This window comes from Bacteroides ndongoniae, from assembly GCF_900108345.1.
GTDB classification, from domain to species: domain Bacteria; phylum Bacteroidota; class Bacteroidia; order Bacteroidales; family Bacteroidaceae; genus Bacteroides; species Bacteroides ndongoniae.
The window spans coordinates 1,183,874-1,200,838 of sequence record NZ_FNVV01000013.1; the positions used below are offsets into that span (position 1 = coordinate 1,183,874).

The following is a 16,965-nucleotide window of genomic DNA, read 5'->3' on the forward strand; positions in this document are numbered from 1 at the left end:
AGCCAGAGAGGAAGGCAGGACTTTCCTCATTACATAGTTGGTCAATTGCAGCCGATTGGCCTGTGCGCGTTGTTCACGTTCGACGGCATAGCCCCGATGTTCGAAGAAGGGACGGGCGGTGATACTTACTTCGGAAGTTATTTCGCGGATGCCGTGCTCCGTGGCGTAGACTTCTATCTGTTGCAACAGGGCGGTAGCAATACCTTCTCCCTGATGGTCCTTGTGGACGAACATGGAGTGCAGGTAGCCATCGTTGCGGATGGAGGTAAAGCCGATGATACGGCCTTCGGCATCGCAGGCAGCGATGAAGTGCAGGGTGGCAAGCAGTTTCTCCCAGTGACCGGGCCGGTCGGCACACGAAGCCCAGTCGGCTACTTCCTCAGTGGTATAGTCGCGGGCATTGACCGTCAGCACGGTGTTGCAGAAAAGGCTTTTCAGTTCGGATATGTCGGCCGTGGTGGCGGGTCGGAAGGTGATGGTGGGAGAGACCGCCTGGTTGCGATGCGAGGTTTTCATAAGTGGGTGCGTTGATAAGTTACATACCATAATATATTCTTCTTCCGTCTCCTTCACTGCTTCAAAGCCGAGTTTTGTGTAGAGGCGGACGGCAGGATTAGCCTTCTGTACCGAGAGCGACACTTGCCGATAGCTTTTGCCGTGCAGCAGATCGAGCATTCCTTTCATCAGGCGGGTACCGATGCCATGCCCCCGAAAGTCTTTGTAGAGGGAGATGGCGAGTGAGGGAGTATGCCCGTCCACATGTCCGTAGTCGTTCATCTGTCGAACCCAGACGGCACCGACAACTTTACCCGAAGCTTCGGCCACCAGGCAGTAGTCGTCGGGTTGGGTGCCGAAGTCCCGGATATAGACTTGCAGCTCGGGCAGCTGGATGACACTGCGAGGCGGAGGAGGGGTGCCTTCGGGCAGGTAGATGGCTTCGTAAAGGAAGTCGCTCAGCAAGTGGGTTTCTTCCGGAAGCAGGGGACGGATGGTGCAAGGCTGGTTCTTCATCTTTAGTCTGTTGAAATGGCGGATAAAGATAAGAAACTTTTCTTTTATACCTTCCAGAAAGGTGATTTCTTTATTTCTTCGCCGCTTCCTGCAGGCGTTCCAGCATCCTGTTCAGGTGGGCATTGTTCTCCTCGTCCGTCAGGGTGGGGTCTTTCATGAAGCGGTGGCAAGGCAGTTCGGGGCAGCCACCGCAGTTCTTTTTTCTTTTCTCGCGGCAGCATTGGTAGATGGGGCAGACATCGTGGTCCGTATACCGGAGCCAGAATACCTTGCCGCGGATCTTCCGGCATCCGCTGCATGCAGTAGGGAAGTTGCCGCATTCGGTACATACGGCTCCGCAGGGCGAGGGTTCGACAAATTCATCTTTCCACAACCACCATTTGCATTTGTCGGGGTCGGGATTCTCGGCATTGACAAAGTATTCTACGGCGCGGTACAGATAGAGCTGGCAGCGGTCTATCAGGCAACCGCGCAGTCGGCATTCTTCGGCATAGAGTTCTTCTGCCCGCTTGCCGCGCAGGGAGGCGATGGTGGTGTAGCCCATGGCAATCAGGTCTTGCTCGGTCTGCGTACCTACGTTGGGGATTTGGCGGAGTTCGGTCATAATAAGGGATGATTAGAAGTTTCGGATGGGAGATTTATGTTATTGAGGGTATTCCATTCTTCTTTTGTCATCCGCATGAAATGTTCGGTGCGGACATCGCCCAACGGTGATATTTTTCCAGTTTCGGTGTGGTGAAAAGTAAATCCACATTTTTGCATGACGCGGCACGACTTTATATTACCGTCATAATAACCACACCAGACAGTCTGTATGTTAAGTTCTTCAAAACAACGGTGTAGTAAACTACGTACAGCTTCAGGTATCAGCCCCTGTCCCCAATAAGGTACCCCTATCCAGTATCCGATTTCGGCATCGCCTTGTTCCATTGTGGCGCTGTGCATACCGTCACTGAACATGATGCCAACACTGCCTACAGGCTCACCAGTGGCCTTTAACACAACAGCGTAAGTTTCGGGAGCAGAGAAGATGGTACGGATGATTTCAAGACTGTTTTCTATTGATGTATGCGGTGGCCATCCGGCAATCGGACCTATATCCGGGTGGCAGGCATATCGGTACAGTGAAGGGGCATCATCTTCGTTCCACGGGCGGAGGACGAGGCGTGAAGTTTCAAGTGTATTTGTTTTCATGGGTAATGAAAATAACTAAAATGTAATATTTATGTAGTTTATTGTACTCTTATTTCTGCCGATGGCAGATGGTTCCCGTAGCCTGATAGGTAGGCATCACCAGCACTTCGGCTATCTGCATGTGCTCAGGGGCCGAGGCGGCATAATAGACTACGTCGGCAATGTCGTCGCCCGTCAGCGGACGGATGCCGTCGTACACGTTGTCGGCTTTCTGCTTGTCGCCGCGGAAGCGGATCACGGAGAAATTGGTTTCCACCATGCCGGGCTTGATGTTTGTCACCCGCAGGGGCGTGTCCACCAGGTCGATGCGCAGTCCGTCGGACAGAGCTTTGACGGCAGCCTTCGTGGCGCAATAGACGCTGCCTCCGGCATAGGCTGCATCGCCTGCAATGGAGCCGATGTTGATAATGTGTCCGCGTCCGCGCTCCACCATGCCGGGCACTATCATGCGCGTCATGGCCAGCAGGGCCTTGATGTTGGTGTCGATGACCACGTCCCACTCGTCCAGCGAACCTTCGTATTCCTTGTCCATGCCGATGACCAGTCCGGCGTTGTTCACCAGCACGTCGATGTCCCTCCAGCGTCCTTCGAGTGAGTCTATGGCCCGCTGCATGGCCTGGCGGTCGCGTACGTCGAAGGGCAGTGTGAGCACTTCCACGCCCTGTGCCGTGAGTTCCTGCTTCAGGGCTTCCAGTTTTTCGGTGTTCCGTCCGTTCAGTATCAGGTTACTACCCATAGCCGCAAACTTGCGGGCACATCCTTCACCGATTCCACTGGTGGAGCCGGTGATGAAAATCAGTTTTCCTTTCATATCTTATAGAGGTTGATTGATGAATTGTTGCATGCATGCGTCTATTTCGTCTCGTCGAACCGTTTGCGGTGCGAAACGATTTTTTGCATATTCTCCAAGGCCCACTCGGTCAGTCGGTTGATGTGAGGGATGAGTGAATCGCCGATGTCAGTCAGGCGGTATTCCACTTTGGGCGGAACGACGGGATATACTTTTCTGGAAATCAGTCCGTCGGCTTCCAGCGTTCGGAGCGTGCCCGACAGCATTCTGGGGGATATGTCGGGGATGGCTCGGCACAACTCGTTGAAACGGATCACTTTGTGCTCGTCGATGGTGAGCAGGACGAGAAAAGACCATTTGTCGCCAAAGCGTGCAATGACGTTGCGAATGGGACAGATTTCTATAATCGAATTAGTATCTCCTTTTTTTTGCATGTTCCGATGTGGGTTAGCTTGGGTTTCGCAGGCAAAGCTAACATTTTTTTTCCTGACTACCGACTGTACGGAGGCATTATATTTTTTCTATTTTTTTATGTTCGCGCAACTGCCTGATTCTCTGCAATAGTGAGGAAAAGGTTAGTATGGGATGAATTTGTAACTTCTTGACAAATAGTTTTTTAGTGGATAACTTTGCAGCGTGAATCGTAATTGATATAAACAAGAACATCGTATGAAACAGATTGAAAAAACTGCAGAAGCAAAGAATTTCAGCGCCATCAGTGTAGGTCGGCTGAACGAATTGGGTGAATATGTATTGGAACTGGGTCCGGAGATGAAAATCCCGGGTAAGGTATTCGGCGGTGCTGCCTTGAAGGCCACAGGGGCCGAGTTCTCTTTTCAGTCGTTTGCACCCGGAACGGAGACGGGCTTCCTGCATACTCACAAAACTCACGAGGAGTTGTATTTCTTCCTGTCAGGAAAAGGTGAGTTTCAGGTGGACGGACAGATTTTTCCCGTGGCCGAAGGCAGCGTGGTAAGGGTAGCCCCGGCAGGATTGCGGTCTGTCCGCAACAATGGAAATGAACCGCTTGTGATGCTTTGCGTGCAATACAAGGGAGCTACGTTTACGGCCGAAGATGCAGCCGATGGCGTCATATCCACTGACGAAGTAAAGTGGTAAGCGCTGCAGCCGTCGGCACGGTATGCGTCACGGCTTAAGGCAATCGCATGCCAGCCGGCATGTAAGTATAGCGGGTATTTTTTGATGAGCACCGGCGTCAGTGTATGATGCCGGTGCTTGTCATTAAGTACCTGCTTCGTTTTAGGAATGGAAAGATGGGATGGCCGGCCGGAATGGCAAACGGCAGGGGGATGCTTCCTGAAAGATGGGGTGGCGGACGGAGTGAGTGTCATGGGGGCAACATTAAGTTGAGCCGGAAAATACACTTGTACTCGTAAAAGCGTATCTTTGCATGGTAGAATAATGTAATCAGTAATAAATATATTGTATGGAACATCATCATCATCACGAGTCACATGCAGTGACCGATTCGCTTTACAAGATATTCATTGTCTGTATAGCGTTGAATCTGCTGTTCGTTTTTATCGAAGCTATTGTCGGCTTTGTTTATAATTCGTTGGGTTTGCTTTCCGATGCCGGACACAATCTGAGCGACGTGTTCAGCCTGATGCTGGCCCTCATTGCATTTCGTCTGGCCCGGCATCCGGCCAGTTTGCACTTCACCTATGGTTACAAGAAAGCCACTATCTTGATTTCGCTGCTGAATGCCGTTATCCTGCTGGTGGCTGTAGGGGCTATTGTGATTGAAAGTGTCTATCGCTTGCGCAATGCGACAGACGTGTCGGGCGAAGCCATCGGGTGGACAGCCGGTGCAGGTATCGTCATCAACGGACTGACCACCTGGCTGCTGATGAAGGACCGCAAGGCCGACCTCAATGTCAACGGCGCTTTCCTGCACATGCTTATGGATACGTTGGTGTCGGTAGGGGTGGTTGTTTCGGGCGTCATCATCAGTTTCACCGATTGGGTCTGGATCGATTCGGCTGTCAGCCTTGTGATTGCCGTCATTATTCTGGTATCTACTTACCGATTGCTGAAAGAGAGTCTGTTCCTCTCGTTGGATGCAGTTCCCGAAGGCGTTGACATGGAGAAGCTGAAGCACGATATATCCGAAACGTCGGGGGTGGCAGGTTGGCACCATTTGCATGTGTGGGCCATCAGTACGACGGAGAACGCGGCTACGCTGCATGTGGTGCTTGGCGACCTTTCGGCGATGGAGCGTGTGAAGACAGAATTGAAGGAGGCGTTCCGCAAGAACGGAGTTTCGCATTGTACGATAGAGTGTGAGCAGGCGGGCAATGTATGCAAGGAAATGGAGTGCTGCCCCTGATACCTGACTCCCCGCCGGGGAACAGGTCGTTGTGGGTAGCATGCCGATGAACAGACACATCAGACGCAGGTAAATGCAAATCTTTGGAATATCCGGACTGCTGCCGGACCGTATGATTGGCATTTATCTGCGTCTGACGTATCTATTCCCTCTTGTGGAGGGCTGGTTTTACAGTTCGATGACTAACGATTCGCGGGCTGCCATCTTCAGGTCTTCGGTGAAGCTGATGGTACGTCCCGTCAGGATGTCCTTACCCTGTTTGGTGTCTTTCAGGATTTCCTTGTAGAACTTCAGTGGCAGGGTTGTTTCGCTGTCCGTTCCGTTCAGCATCACGAATACGGTCTTTCCTTCGTATTGGCGAGCGTATGCATAGACGCCGTTCTGCACCATGAACTGTGTCATGCTGCCTTTGGCAATCACGTCGTTGCCCTTGCGCCAGTTCAGGATGGTCTTATAGAAGTTGTAGCATTCGTTCTGCAATTCGGTGCGTCCTTCTGCTGTAAAGGCATTCTGCTTGTCGCCTGCCCATCCGCCGGGGAAGTCGCAACGCACGTATCCGTCGCTCTTGGTCTTTACACCGTTCATCATGATTTCCGTGCCGTAGTACAGCTGCGGGATGCGGCGTGTGGTGAGCAGCAGCGTAGTGGCCTGCTTCAGCATGGCCAGGTTCTGTCCTTCGCCCAGGAAGCGGTCGGTGTCGTGGTTTTCGATGAAAGCCAATACACTGGCAGGGTTGGGGTAGAGGAAGTCGTATACAAAGTTACCATATATGCGGTCCAGACCTTTGAACCAGGTTTCGGTCTGCTCGTTCTTGGCAATGTTGATCTTGTCGTAGAAGCTGAAGTCCATCACCGTCTTAAGGTTACTGTTCTTCGGAGCAGACAGCTTGGAGTCTTTCTGCCACCAGGCGGTATAGGCAGGTTCGGTGACCCACGTTTCGCCCACCGTGTTGTAGTTGGGGTACTCTTCGTTCAGTTCCTTCATCCACTGGCTCATGCCGTCGTAGTCGGCGTAAGGATAGGTGTCCATGCGGATGCCGTCGATGTTGGCATATTCAATCCACCAGAAGCTGTTCTGGATGAGGTATCTCAGCACGTGTGGGTTCTTCTGGTTCAGATCGGGCATGGTCGGAACGAACCATCCATCGTTCATTTGGTCGAAGTCGTACTTCGAAGTATAAGGATCGACGTGCGATGTGAGCTTGAAGGAAGTCTGTACAAAGTTGTTTTGGTAGTCGGAGTTGTTGAACCAGTCCTTCGACGGCATGTCCTTGATCCATACATGGTCTACACCGCAGTGGTTGAAAATCATGTCCATCACCACTTTGATGTCGCGCTGGTGTGCTTTCTCTATCAGCTGGCGGTATTCTTCGTTGGTACCGAAGCGCGGATCTACCTTATAGTAATCGGTAGTGGCATAGCCGTGGTAGCTGCCACTCTGCATGTTGTTCTCCAATACGGGGGTAAACCACAGAGCGGTTACACCCAGGTCGGTAAAGTAGTCCAGATGCTGTTCGATGCCGGCCAGGTCGCCTCCGTGACGGGCGTTCGGGTCGTTGCGGTCTACTTTGGCGTCGAGCATGCCTTCTACCTGGTCGTTGTCCGGATTGCCGTTGGCAAAGCGGTCGGGCATCAGCAGGTAAAGGGCGTCCGAAGCGTCGAAGCCTTTATGTTCGCATCCTTTCATGGCGCGTGCCTTCAGCTCGTATTCCTGTACGGTTTTCTTCTTACCTTGTACAAAAGTCAGGGGAATCTTGCCGGGCTGTACGTCCTTGTCCAGTTTCAGATAGACCAGCAGGTAGTTATCACTCTCCAGCTTGACGATGCTGCTTAGCGATACGCCCGGATAATCTACGGTGACGCGGGAGTCGCCGATGCCTTCGCCATAGACCATCAGCTGCAGTTCGGGGTTCTGCATGCCTGCATACCAGAAGGGGGGATCAATCTTGTCGATGTTGGGTGAAGCGTATGTACCAAGCGAGAGCAGTACGCCTCCTAGAAGCGAGAATACTTTCTTTTTCATGATAGTAATTTTACGGTTGATTTTTTGTGCGGCTAATATAAGACAATTGGCGGAGAAACACTTAGGTTCTCCGCCAATTCTGTCCTGATTTATTATGCAAACGTTTGCTTTTCGGTGGGTTTGTCACTTTCCTTTTTGGCTGCCCTGGAAGAAATTCTCTACTTTCTTCCTTTTCCGCAAGTCATTCAGCCATGCTTCGGCAGCATTGTAGCGATTATCCTCGTTGAGGATGATATCGTCGTCCTCGGTCATTTCCTGCGGCTTGTTCTTACTGTCTTGGGGGCGTGTCTTGAGGTAGGCTTCCAGATACTTTTCGGTTTCGTCCATATCCTTCAGATGGTAGTACGATGCGAATGCTGCCTTGTAGAGCAGGTTGTGGGCTTGTGGTGCGTATTTGTATTGCTGCATCAATGCCTTGATCTGCTTGCGTGTTTCGCCGGCTTCCCGACAGCAGTCGGCCAGGCCGTCATAAAGTCTTGCCACGACACTGTCTTTGGGAAATGCCAGGCTGATGGCGTCTTCCAGATATTCCACCCCTTTCTCCTTCCATAGCGTTTTGGAACAGGCTTTCCCCAGGTAGTAGAGCAGGTCAACGTGTTCGGGAGCCAGTTTGCGGGCTGCTTGTAGCAGGTCGTGAGCTTCGTAGGGCTGGTTCAGGGCATAGTGGCTGATGCCTGCGTAATAGCAGTTGTAGAAGGAGCTGTCTCCCTGAGCCAGCAGCGGGAGATAGCGTTCCAAAGCCTTGGCATATTCTTTGTTCAGACAGTATGCCTGGGCTTCCAGACGGTTGATGGTGACATTGGTCGTGTCTGTTTTCCGGTAGTCTTCGCAGGTTTCGATGGCATAGTCGTAGTAATTGTTCTGTATGTACAGGCTTGCCAGCTTCGAGGCGGCGAGGTAGTCTTCGGGATAGCGGTCATTTATCTCCATATAGGCACCTATCAGGATGTTAGGGTCGGTGTAGAGTCCTTCCAGGCTTTGTGCCTTCAGGTGGAGTATGGTGGCAGAACTGTCCTGCTCGGCCAGTGAGGTGCTTTCGCCTAAGGCTTCCTGATACTTCTGCAGGTTCAGCAGCTGGCCAATGTACTGAATATGGGCATATTTATGGTCGGGCTTCAGATCGAGTACGCGGCGGTAGCATTGCAGGGCGGGCTGGAACTTGCCCAGTGTCTTGTAACATTCGCCAGCCTCGATGTAAGCCCGTGGGTTGAGTGAGTCCTGCACGGTGAGCAGTCGGAATACGTCCAGTGCTTCGGCGTTTCTTCCGAGGCCTTTCAGTGCCCTTCCTTTCTGATAAAGCAGGGGAACGGTGAGCGAATCTTCGTGCGCAATGAGGGTCAGTGCATTTTCATAATCGTAGTTGGCCATCGCTTCCTGGATGGACTGTACTTGTTGTGCTTTCAGGAATGGAGTGAAAGCGGGTAGAAGCAGGTAAATAAGGACCTTTTTCATGTGATGAATTAAAATGATTGATCGTAAAACTGCTGCAATATAATAAATATAAATCGATTACGATATTATCGTAGTATACGCTTTGTATATTTTAACTATTGTTTGTACGTGTATGCCTCAGTTGCGAACAGGGTGGGAAGGGAAGTGTGCTGTTTCGTAGTCAGTTGGGGGAGAATAATTGCCTAACTGGGAAAAAAATTTTCTCTAACTGGGCAGGAATTTTTCCCTAACTGGGAAAAAAAGACAGTGTTTTTAGGAGGTTGCTGACGGAACGGCTATGGAAGGGGAAAACATTTGTCCGGCAGTGGGGTAACGGTAAAAAAGAAGACGCCCTTCCGCAAGTTAGCGGAAAGGCGTCTGTAGTGTGTGCAACACTTATGTTCCGATCCGGAAAAGATTTCCGGATAATCTCTACTGATTAGATAAGGAATCCCAGCAACACACCGGCTGCTACGGCCGAACCGATTACACCGGCTACGTTCGGACCCATGGCGTGCATCAGCAGGTAGTTGGTCGGGTCGTATTCCAGACCGACATTCTGCGAGATACGTGCCGACATCGGAACGGCAGATACACCGGCATTACCGATAAGCGGATTGATCTTATTACCCTTTCTCAGGAACAGGTTGAAGAACTTAACGAACAACACACCTGAAGCGCTGGCGATGATGAATGCACAGAATCCCAGGAAGAAGATGAAGATAGTGTTCAGTGTCAGGAACTCGGAAGCCTGAGTAGAAGCACCTACCGTTACACCCAGCAGGATAGTGATAGCATCCGTCAACGGACCGCTGGCTGTTTCGGCCAGGCGGCGTGTTACGCCACTTTCCTTCAGCAGGTTACCGAAGAACAGCATACCCAGCAGGGGCAGACCAGACGGTACCAGGAAGCAGGTAAGCAACAGACCGATGATGGGGAACATGATCTTTTCGGTATGAGATACGGCACGAGCCGGTTTCATACGGATCAGTTTTTCCTTTTTGGTAGTCAGCAAACGCATGATAGGCGGCTGTATGATAGGTACGAGCGCCATGTACGAGTAGGCTGATACGGCAATAGCACCCATCAGGTTGGGAGCCAGCTTGGAAGAAAGGAAGATAGCCGTCGGACCGTCGGCGCCACCGATGATGGCGATACCGGCAGCCTGGTTAGGCTCGAATCCCAATGCAAGGGCAATCATATAGGCACCAAAGATACCGAACTGGGCGGCAGCACCTACCAGCATCAGTTTCGGGTTGGATATCAGTGCAGAGAAGTCGGTCATGGCACCAATACCGAGGAATACCAACGGCGGATACCAGCCAGTCTTTACACCCTGATACAAGATGTTGAGCACAGAGCCTTCTTCGTAGATACCTACTTCGAGGCCGGCGTCAATCTTGAACGGGATATTACCGATCAGAATACCGAATCCGATAGGAATCAGCAGCATCGGCTCAAAATTCTTCTTGATAGCCAGGAACAAGAAGAACAAACCTACCAAGATCATGATAAGGTGTCCGGAAGTTGCATTCGCAAATCCCGTATACCCCCAGAAGTCGACCAGGTTATCGCCAATAAATGATAAAAAGCTTACTTCTTCCATAAACTTATTCGATTATAATTAAATCCGTTCCTTCGAGAACAGAATCACCTTTGTTAACTTTGATTGCAGTAACTTTTCCGTCTCTGTCGGCATTGATGTTGTTTTCCATCTTCATGGCTTCCAGGATAACGATTACCTGTCCTTTCTTCACCATATCGCCTTCTTTCACTTTGATGTCGAGGATAACACCTGGCAGCGGAGACTTCACGCCGCTGTTCTTGGCAGGAGCGGCCGGACGTGAAACGACAGGTGCTCCGGTAGCGGTCTTAGGTGCAGCAGCCGGGCGAACAATAGGTTTGGGAGCAACTTTCAGGGGCTTGTCCAACTCTACGTTGTAGGGAGTACCGTTGACCTCTACACGTGCAATGTTGTCTTCTACATCATTAACAGTAACGTTATAGAGGTTACCATTGATTTTATACTTATATTGTTTCATTTTTCTTTAGTTTTTATGGTAAGTATTGATTTACTTATGCGGCGTTTGACGCAATGTATAGATCTTCGAATTCCAAGGAGAATAGTTGCGTTTTACCTTATTAATAGTAAGGATGGTGTCTTCGATGTCATGTACATTGTCCTGATACTCGTGCAATGCCATGGCGATGGCAGCAAATATTTCTCCTGATTCAGTTCCGATGGCTTTTTCCTTGGCTTCCTGTTTGTCGGTAATGCCATGTGCACGCATGGCATTGCGCTTGATGAAGCCTGCACCAATGTTGCCCACAATCTTGAAGGCAATATACAGCAGGATCAAACCAAAGAACACAACAAGCATAGCCATGATTGCCATACCTACTCCCACAGGGTCTTTCATCTTGAAGCCATCGATTTTCTCGTTGGAGTCAAGCGTCTTGTTGTTGGTACTGGGTGTCACGTAGTGGCCGTTGATTCCCATGACTGTCCATCCGCTCTCCTTTACTCCATCTACTACCAGACCGTAGGAGCAGTCTACCGGGATATTGGCGGGGATAGTGATTGAGTCGAGCAAAGTAGTTCCGTTGGCATCGTACAGGGCGATCCAGTTCGGACCAACAGAATCGAGCTTGAAGTTCAGGTGGAAGTTGCCACGCTTGGGTTCGTTGTCTGCCCAGAAGAGCAGGTGCTGACGGGGAGGAATCTTGGTCAATACGTCTCCCTTGGGTATCGGATACATCATGGCAGCACGTTCGGGTGCCGACAGGCTTTTATCCAATACTCTCTTATCGTTGGTCAGATAGCAGTTGCGGATATCAACTGTGGCGAACGAGGTGTTAAAGATCTCGATCCATGCGTTATGCTTGCCATAATCGTCCTGGAAGTTGTCTTTGTTGTTCACCAATACTTCGTTGATGCAGAGGCTACTGGCACTTTGTGCAAAAGCACCGCCGCAAACTGTCATGAACGCTGCGATAAGTATTCCTATTTTCTTTTTGTTCATAATCGGAAGATTTTGTTAAAGTGGAATATTACCGTGCTTCTTGGCAGGGTTAGTCAGTTTCTTAGTTTGCAGCTGTTGCAAAGCGCGAATAACGCGGAAACGAGTGTTGCGCGGTTCGATAACGTCGTCGATGTAACCATACTTGGCTGCATTGTACGGGTTGGCGAACAGCTTGGTATATTCGGCTTCTTTTTCTGCAAGGAATTGAGCAGGATTTTCGTGTTCCTTGGCTTCCTTGGCATACAATACGGCAACGGCACCTGCGCCACCCATAACGGCGATTTCGGCAGTAGGCCATGCGTAGTTGATGTCGCCACGCAGCTGCTTACAGCTCATCACGATGTGAGAACCACCGTAAGACTTACGCAATGTTACGGTAACTTTGGGCACTGTAGCTTCGCCGTAGGCATACAGCAACTTGGCTCCGTGCAGGATGACAGCGTTGTATTCCTGTCCTGTACCCGGCAAGAATCCCGGTACGTCGACCAGTGTTACCAAAGGAATGTTGAAGGCATCGCAGAAGCGTACGAAACGTGCGCCTTTACGTGAAGCGTTGCAGTCGAGCACACCTGCCAGATATTTAGGCTGGTTGGCAACAATACCTACTGACTGTCCGTTCATGCGGGCGAAACCGATAATCAGGTTCTTGGCGTAATCCTTTTGTACTTCGAGGAATTCGCCGTTGTCGATGATGGCACCGATTACTTCGTACATATCGTACGGCTTGTTCGGATTATCGGGGATAATTTCGTTCAGTGAGTCTTCCAGACGATCGATCGGGTCGGTGCAGGCTACGATAGGAGCTTCTTCCAGGTTGTTCTGGGGAATGTAGCTCAACAGCTTGCGGATGATGGCCAGACCTTCTTCGCCTGTTGCTGCAGTGAAGTGAGTAACACCAGACTTGGAAGCGTGTACGCTGGCACCACCGAGGTCTTCCTGAGTTACGTCTTCGCCTGTTACAGTCTTAACTACAGCAGGACCAGTCAGGAACATGTAAGAAGTACCTTCGGTCATCAGAGTAAAGTCGGTCAGGGCAGGTGAGTAAACGGCACCACCGGCGCAGGGGCCAAAGATTCCGGAGATCTGCGGGATGACACCCGAAGCCATAATGTTGCGTTGGAAGATTTCAGCATATCCGGCCAAGGCGTTGATACCTTCCTGGATACGTGCACCACCCGAGTCGTTGATTCCGATAACAGGAGCGCCCATCTTCATGGCCATATCCATTACCTTACAGATTTTCTGTGCCATTGTTTCAGACAATGAACCGCCGAATACAGTGAAGTCCTGTGCGAATACGTATACCAAACGTCCTTCAATGGTTCCGCAACCGGTTACGACACCGTCGCCCAAGAAGTGTTTTTTGTCCTGTCCGAAGTTGGTACATCTGTGTTTTACGAACATATCCATTTCTTCGAAACTGCCTTCGTCAAGCAGTTGGGCTATACGCTCGCGGGCTGTATATTTGCCTTTGGCATGTTGTTTCTCAATAGCCTTTTCGCCACCACCTAAACGAGCCTGAGCACGAAGTTCAATAAGCTCTTTAATCTTTTCAAGCTGGTTACTCATTTTGATAAATTTTAGAATTTAAATATTTTTCTGATTTTCTGATTCAGAGTTGGGAATTTCGATGTTTACAGGAAAAGTTGGACTGGATGCTTTTTTCTGATTCCAAAGTCCGGAAGGTGGAAAAGGCTAGTTGTTTTTTTAGATTTCCTATCGTCCGGATATTCCCTTTGGAATCAGAAAAGACATCCGTCCTTGTTTATTCAGGCTTTTCGCATAATTCAGTCAGTACACCCAGTGTTGATTTCGGGTGGAGGAAAGCGATGTTCAGGCCTTCTGCACCTTTGCGCGGAGCTTTGTCGATAAGACGGATTCCGGCAGCTTCAGCCGAAGCCAATGCGTTGGCTACGCCGTCTTCGATGGCAAATGCCAAGTGGTGCATACCACCGTTGCCATTGTTCTTCTCGATGAATTTGGCGATGGTGCTTTCGGGGCTTGTCGGTTCGAGCAATTCTATTTTTACGTCACCCACTTTCAGAAAAGCAGTTCTAACTTTTTGGTCTTCTACTGTTTCGATGTTGTAACACTTCAGACCTAATACATTTTCGTAGTACGGAAGGGCTTCTTCGATGCTTTTTACGGCGATGCCCAGATGTTCAATGTGTGAAATCTTCATAACTATTTTTATTAATGTTGGTATAAAACTCCTCGTAAGGGGATAAAACAGTACAAAGTAAGGCAATTCTTGTTGAATAAAGAAATATTTCGCCAATTAATTCGTGGCAGGGGGAGTGTTAATTTTCTATTTACTTATAGGTATAATACAATATTATAGGGCGCAATTCTTCTGCAAGGTTGTTGTTGCTGTCGGTTTTGCTGTCGGAAAGTAAATAACCGGCATCGGCATATTCCTTCAGCATTGAGACGCCCGGAGGATTCAGATAATAATAATCGCCGTTGAAGTTAGTCGTTGCATAGTGTAAGGGAAGGTAAACGACGTTTTCTTTCTTGAATAACAGATCATCTGTCAGCATGTCGGTTTTCAGTATGTTTGGGCTGTCTTTCATTTTCACGACGGTGGCTGGCGTGTTTTCTTGCAGATAACTGAAAGACACAAGATGACTGTTGACTATGCAATTGTAGATGTAATGAATTCTATTGGAAAGGTTTGATTGTTCTTCGTCCTTGCCGGCAGATTGGGGGAGGCTGGTTTTATCGCTAAAGTTTTTGCTGTTTACTGTCAGAAATGGGTTGATTTTCCCTTTTTTCAGTTCAAAAATAATATTGCAAAGTGGGGGTATGAAGTAAAACCCGCCATGTGAAGCATGGAAAAAGGGTGAGGATGTTTGCTGATATTTGCTTGTCAGGTTGTTTGTTTCCTGCTGCAACAGGTATGTATCAGCTTCTTTGGCTGTCCGGCCCAACCGACGGAGCAAGTGTTTTCCACCATGCAAGGGAAGTAAATCGGTGTAGAGAAAGCCTTCGGCATAGGCTATGTACTGGCTTCGATAATGTGTGTCGTCCAGTTTTTTGGACTCAATAAAATGTCCGGTAAGCAGGTCGTACGTATGAATGGCTTGAGCTCCGGTATCTATCGCATAGATACAGTTGTCTTCAGAGGCTATCGTGAAATCGGAAATTTTCTTGTATTTTTCAAAGTCTGTGTCGGTTGCGCCTATCGTGTGCAGGTATTTGCCGGTGTTGGTGAAGGCATGCAGGTGGTTGTCCGTATCCAGAATGTATAGGTTCCCTTCGTTTTCCAGCATTTTCTTGATGGAGGAAATAGGTGGATAACTGTCGAGGAAAACTAATTTTACGTTCTTGTAGATAGAAGACTTGTAGGCAATCGGTGTCGTTTCAAGTGCATCCAGGTCGCAAGTATAAGAGGAGGGACGATTGATGCAGCTTTGCAGGTACATTGTAGCCAACAGATAGGCGGATAGGCATAGCAGTTTCCATAGGTTGTGGTAAGCGGGGAGTATAGTCTTGTGTTTTTTCATATAACGTACTGTTTTATTCAGGTTGGCGGCATTCATTATTAACGCTCTCAATTAATTAAGGATTCACCTTCTTGAAATGTTTATTGGACTTAAAAATAAGAGTTTTTTTGTTTTGTAGATGTATTTTGGCTGAAATTAACAATATGTATAGATGGATGGTGGTTTTATACATCCAGGCGAACTGCTGAAAGGAGAGGCTGAAGAACACAAACTCTTACGCGATACAGGCAGGAAGTACGTTGCTATGCGGTAGGCATGAGTGATACTTGCATGGCTCATGAGCGACACTTGCACGGCTCACGAGCGACACTTGTACGGCTCGCGAGCAACACTTGCAATACTCGTGGGCTTTGCAGACAATACTCGTGGACTTTGCAGGCAAAACCTGACGGGATTGCTTGTGAAACTCGGCGACATTGCTTGTCACATTCGGCAGCATTGTTTGTTAGGTTGGCTAACTACCGATGTTGTCTGGCTAAAGTAGGTAGTTACGAGCGTCAAGTGGCACTTTGAAAATGAAAAATGAATGATTAAAATGAATAACGCGGGTGAAGGATAGATATGCGAACAACGCAGAATGGGTGGATTTACACAGATAAATAAGAGAAAAGGAGAAATTGGGTTCACGCTTTCACCTGGAGATATCTGTGCTGATAATCAGATGAATATGGTGAAAGATAAGTTTCACGCTCATTCAATGAAAACACCGTTGTTCATCTGCTTTATTTTAATTATCTTTCACTGCAAATGTTTTATCCTCAAAAGGTTACGGTGAAACTTTACCTCGCAAGCAGGTGAAATGGACCACCTTTTTATTGATGCCTTAGAGGGGTAGGTAAATTATGCGTTAAAGATTGCAGCGGAAAGTCCAACCTGACGGGAACACCTTAAAAGAAAAAGCAATATATATCATATATATCGTATATATTTTATATATTTGCAAAAAAGACGGAATAATGGAAGCAACAGTAACATACAAGAAAAAGATTATCGACCTGAAGGAGGACACGTTTAAGGTTCTTTCAGTCATGGCAGCACGCCAGGGTACAAACCTGAAGAAACTGATAGAAAACCTGCTCGACAAGACAGCCGAAGAGTACGATGACAGCGAAGCCTACCGCTATATGACCGAGAATTACCCGGACGGAAAGGTCAAGCTGGATAAGAACGAGCGTAAGGAATTTATGGATTGGCTGGGGGTTACTGAGAAATGAGGGTTGAATTTTCAAAGGAGTTTGAAAAGGCAGTCCGCAAACTCTCCGGAAAAATGCTGGATTCAGTGCGTCAGGCAGTACAGGAAGTTATCAATGCCGGAAACATCGAGGAACTGACGGACTGCAAGAAACTGGTAGATTTTGAGTTTATCTACCGTCTGAGAATAGGCAGTTATCGTGCCTTCTTCAGCTATCATGTACAGATAGTGGATGACTGCGTCATGTTTCTCTATCTGGTGCCCAGAGGTCAGGCATACGATAAGAAAATGGGAAAAAATCTGCAGCAGAAAGATGTATAACAATTTTTTCATGACTATGCAATCGTAAGCCCCAGCCGTTCCTGCTTGCAAGAGCGAACTTCAAGGTTATAGTTTTTTATGGAAGTAAGCTGTACCCAATAGAGGGGCCGATTAGTTCCACAAGA

16 protein-coding genes and 1 pseudogene are annotated in these 16,965 nt (G+C 48.8%); 4 read left to right on the forward strand and 13 right to left on the reverse strand.

What is annotated here, in order from left to right; all coding sequences use genetic code 11:
• Positions 1 to 39: 39 nt before the first annotated feature.
• From BQ5591_RS22290 to BQ5591_RS09385, 5 genes and pseudogenes are all read right to left on the reverse strand, one after another.
• A pseudogene (locus tag BQ5591_RS22290) lies at positions 40 to 1,011 on the reverse strand (GNAT family N-acetyltransferase); the annotation flags it as partial.
• Positions 1,012 to 1,081: 70 nt separating this feature from the next.
• Entirely contained in the window at positions 1,082 to 1,615 is a 534-nt protein-coding gene (locus BQ5591_RS09370) for a helix-hairpin-helix domain-containing protein (RefSeq protein WP_071149110.1), read from the reverse strand.
• Entirely contained in the window at positions 1,612 to 2,205 is a 594-nt protein-coding gene (locus BQ5591_RS09375; protein ID WP_022162252.1) for a GNAT family N-acetyltransferase, read from the reverse strand. Before BQ5591_RS09375 ends, BQ5591_RS09370 begins: the two co-directional genes overlap by 4 nt.
• 49 nt (positions 2,206 to 2,254) lie before the next feature.
• Positions 2,255 to 3,016, reverse strand: a complete 762-nt coding sequence (locus tag BQ5591_RS09380) for an SDR family NAD(P)-dependent oxidoreductase (RefSeq protein WP_071149111.1) — start codon at positions 3,014 to 3,016, stop codon at positions 2,255 to 2,257.
• Between the two features lie 41 nt (positions 3,017 to 3,057).
• Positions 3,058 to 3,429 carry a winged helix-turn-helix transcriptional regulator gene (locus tag BQ5591_RS09385; protein ID WP_071149112.1) on the reverse strand — a complete coding sequence of 124 codons (372 nt, stop codon included), beginning with the start codon at positions 3,427 to 3,429 and terminating at the stop codon, positions 3,058 to 3,060.
• A gap of 235 nt (positions 3,430 to 3,664) precedes the next feature.
• Here BQ5591_RS09385 and BQ5591_RS09390 point away from each other — a divergent pair, with 235 nt between their 5' ends.
• A complete protein-coding gene (locus BQ5591_RS09390; protein WP_071149113.1) occupies positions 3,665 to 4,114 on the forward strand; it encodes a cupin domain-containing protein in 450 nt (149 codons plus the stop codon).
• A gap of 328 nt (positions 4,115 to 4,442) precedes the next feature.
• Positions 4,443 to 5,345 carry a cation diffusion facilitator family transporter gene (locus tag BQ5591_RS09395; RefSeq protein ID WP_071149114.1) on the forward strand — a complete coding sequence of 301 codons (903 nt, stop codon included), beginning with the start codon at positions 4,443 to 4,445 and terminating at the stop codon, positions 5,343 to 5,345.
• 168 nt (positions 5,346 to 5,513) lie between these two features.
• Here BQ5591_RS09395 and BQ5591_RS09400 read toward each other — a convergent pair whose 3' ends face one another.
• The 8 genes from BQ5591_RS09400 to BQ5591_RS09435 form a co-directional block, all read right to left on the reverse strand.
• On the reverse strand, positions 5,514 to 7,367 hold the full coding sequence (locus tag BQ5591_RS09400; protein ID WP_071149115.1) for a glycoside hydrolase family 13 protein: 1,854 nt from the start codon (positions 7,365 to 7,367) through the stop codon (positions 5,514 to 5,516).
• A gap of 123 nt (positions 7,368 to 7,490) precedes the next feature.
• On the reverse strand, positions 7,491 to 8,819 hold the full coding sequence (locus BQ5591_RS09405) for a tetratricopeptide repeat protein (protein WP_071149116.1): 1,329 nt from the start codon (positions 8,817 to 8,819) through the stop codon (positions 7,491 to 7,493).
• Between the two features lie 418 nt (positions 8,820 to 9,237).
• Positions 9,238 to 10,404: a sodium ion-translocating decarboxylase subunit beta gene (locus BQ5591_RS09410; protein WP_022162259.1), complete on the reverse strand. Its 1,167-nt coding sequence runs from the start codon at positions 10,402 to 10,404 to the stop codon at positions 9,238 to 9,240.
• A 4-nt stretch (positions 10,405 to 10,408) separates the two neighbouring features.
• The gene (locus BQ5591_RS09415; protein ID WP_022162260.1) at positions 10,409 to 10,840 is read right to left on the reverse strand and encodes an acetyl-CoA carboxylase biotin carboxyl carrier protein; all 432 of its coding nucleotides are present in this window, start codon (positions 10,838 to 10,840) and stop codon (positions 10,409 to 10,411) included.
• Positions 10,841 to 10,870: 30 nt separating this feature from the next.
• Entirely contained in the window at positions 10,871 to 11,821 is a 951-nt protein-coding gene (locus BQ5591_RS09420; protein ID WP_071149117.1) for an OadG family transporter subunit, read from the reverse strand.
• Between the two features lie 15 nt (positions 11,822 to 11,836).
• On the reverse strand, positions 11,837 to 13,390 hold the full coding sequence (locus BQ5591_RS09425) for an acyl-CoA carboxylase subunit beta (protein ID WP_022162262.1): 1,554 nt from the start codon (positions 13,388 to 13,390) through the stop codon (positions 11,837 to 11,839).
• A 196-nt stretch (positions 13,391 to 13,586) separates the two neighbouring features.
• Positions 13,587 to 14,003: a methylmalonyl-CoA epimerase gene (gene mce / locus BQ5591_RS09430; protein ID WP_021847717.1), complete on the reverse strand. Its 417-nt coding sequence runs from the start codon at positions 14,001 to 14,003 to the stop codon at positions 13,587 to 13,589.
• A 130-nt stretch (positions 14,004 to 14,133) separates the two neighbouring features.
• Entirely contained in the window at positions 14,134 to 15,327 is a 1,194-nt protein-coding gene (locus BQ5591_RS09435; protein WP_159434446.1) for a 6-bladed beta-propeller, read from the reverse strand.
• A 956-nt stretch (positions 15,328 to 16,283) separates the two neighbouring features.
• On the opposite strand from BQ5591_RS09435, the gene BQ5591_RS09445 reads away from it, so the two are divergent.
• Entirely contained in the window at positions 16,284 to 16,541 is a 258-nt protein-coding gene (locus BQ5591_RS09445; protein WP_071149120.1) for a hypothetical protein, read from the forward strand.
• Positions 16,542 to 16,594: 53 nt separating this feature from the next.
• A complete protein-coding gene (locus tag BQ5591_RS09450; protein WP_394331803.1) occupies positions 16,595 to 16,840 on the forward strand; it encodes a hypothetical protein in 246 nt (81 codons plus the stop codon).
• Positions 16,841 to 16,965: the final 125 nt, after the last annotated feature.